At 66.4% G+C, this 2,088-nt stretch carries 3 protein-coding genes; all 3 read right to left on the bottom strand.

What is annotated here, in order from left to right:
- Positions 1-102: 102 nt before the first annotated feature.
- Positions 103-963 carry a flagellar motor stator protein MotA gene (gene motA / locus H0W38_RS21780; RefSeq protein ID WP_292444089.1) on the bottom strand — a complete coding sequence of 287 codons (861 nt, stop codon included), beginning with the start codon at positions 961-963 and terminating at the stop codon, positions 103-105.
- 332 nt (positions 964-1,295) lie between these two features.
- On the bottom strand, positions 1,296-1,832 hold the full coding sequence (gene flhC / locus H0W38_RS21775) for a flagellar transcriptional regulator FlhC (RefSeq protein WP_292444086.1): 537 nt from the start codon (positions 1,830-1,832) through the stop codon (positions 1,296-1,298).
- 125 nt (positions 1,833-1,957) lie between these two features.
- On the bottom strand, positions 1,958-2,088 hold a 131-nt coding region (locus H0W38_RS21770; RefSeq protein ID WP_292458151.1), incomplete at its 5' end, for a flagellar transcriptional regulator FlhD.

Here is a 2,088-nt window from a genome sequence, read left to right as displayed (position 1 = left end):
CTCCTATCCAGCGCACTAGCCGGTCCGCCGCCGGGCCGCTCCCAAGGCGGACCGCGCCCCCTCGGGGGGCAGGAGCCGTACTCGGCGACGTGGGGGCTCCATTCACTTCTTGCCCTTCACGTGACTCTCTAGCTCGACGAACGTGGGCCGCTCCGTCGAGTACAGCGTCTTGCGGCCGAATTCCACCGCGATGGCGGGCGCGTAGCCCTGCATGCTGGCCAGGAGCGTGGTCTTGATGCACTGCAGCTCCTTGCTGCCCTCGTCGAGCTTTTGCTCGAGCAGGCCGGCGAGCGGCTCCACGATCGCGTAGGCGAGCAGGATGCCCAGGAAGGTGCCGACCAGCGCCGAGCCGATCATCCCGCCCAGCACCGCCGGCGGCTGGCCGACCGAGCCCATGGTGTTCACGACGCCCAGCACCGCCGCGACGATGCCGAAGGCCGGCAGGCCACCGGCCAGGCGCGTGAGCGCGGCAGCGGGCTGGTGCGCCTCGTGGTGGTGGGTCTCGATCTCGGTGTCCATCAGCGACTCGATCTCGTGCGGGTTGAGGTTGCCCGAGACCATCATGCGCAGGTAGTCGGTGATGAACTCGACCACGTGGTGGTCGCGGCCAACCGCGGCGTACTTCTTGAAGAGCGGCGAGTTGTTCGGGTCCTCGACATCCTTCTCGATGGCCATCAGGCCTTCCTTGCGGGCCTTTTGCAGGATGTCGTAGAGCAGCGCCATCAGCTCCATGTAGCGCGCCTTCGTGTACTTGGAGCTCTTGAGGAGCATGGGCATGGCTGCCAGGGTCGACTTGAGCACCTTGGGCTGGTTGCACACCACGAAGGCGCCGAGCGCACCGCCGGCGATGGCCATCATCTCGGTCGGCAAGGCGGCGGCGATCACGCCGACGTTGCCGCCGTGAAGGACGTAGGCGCCGAAGATGCAACCCAGCGCGATCGCGTATCCGATGATGACGAACATGTGGGGGAGTTCCGTACTTCGTGGTGGCCGCCGTTCGAGGCCATGGCCCGAGCAGCATGAGCATTTATCGGCCGCCGCGCCGCCGGCTTGAGACGGCCCTGACGTCCCCGGCCCGCTTCGAGAACACGCGAAGCCGATAACAAGCCGACGCCGCGAGAAGGAAAAAGCGGGCTCCGGTCTTGCGACGGGAGCCCGCAATGCACCGCGGTGCACCCAGGAGACAACGAACAGAAAACGCTTGCCTTGGTATCGGCGCAGGCCGCCGACAAATCAGGCCGCGCCGTTGGAAGACCGGCGCCGCCGTGACGCTGTGCTCGGAACGCGTGAAGGACTCAATGCAGGTGCAGCGACCCCGCCGCTTTGCCCTTGCCGGCGCGTGCGGGCGGATTGCACAGGCCGCACACGAAGTGCTTGCCGATCTCGTGCGGATGGGTCACGAAGTGGCCGCCGCACTTGGAGCATTCCGTCATGGTGAGCATGCCGTTGTCGACGAATTTCACCAGCCGCCAGGCACGCGTCACCGACAGCAACGGCTCCAGCCCCTGCTCTTTAGTCTGCTCGAGGTATAGGCGGTAGGCCTTGATGACCGAGTCGATCTCGTCGAGCGCCGCCGCCTTGTTCAGGTACTCGTGGATGTTGAGAAAGAGGCTGGCGTGGATGTTGGGCTGCCAAGTCATGAACCAGTCGGTCGAGAACGGCAGCTGACCCTTGCTGGGCGACTTGCCCGCCACTTCCTTGTACAGGCGCAGCAGGCGCTCGTAGCTCAGGTCGGTCTCCGACTCCAGCACCTGCAGGCGCGCGCCCAGGTTGATCAGCGTGACGGCGCGTTCGATCTGCCGGGCTTCGGTGAGGATGCTCTTGTTGCGCATGAAAGTCTTTCGGAGTCGAGGTGTAGCAAGACGGAACGGGTGCCGAGCCGAGCGCCGGGCCGCTCCCAAGCCGGCTCGGCGCCCCCTCGGGGGGTGGCGCGGTACTCCGCGCCGGGGGTCGTCATCTAGGCGGCTTCGCGATGGCGCCCGGCCATCAGGATGTTGGCGTGCAGGCGGCTCACGCCGTCGTTGGCAGCCGACTTGCCGTGGTTGGTGAGCAGGCTCCAGACCAGCTCGTCGTCCACACGCATGCGGC

The sequence above is a fragment of the Methylibium sp. genome, from assembly GCF_013817365.1.
GTDB lineage: Bacteria > Pseudomonadota > Gammaproteobacteria > Burkholderiales > Burkholderiaceae_C > Methylibium.
This window is presented reverse-complemented; position numbering and strand designations above follow the sequence as displayed.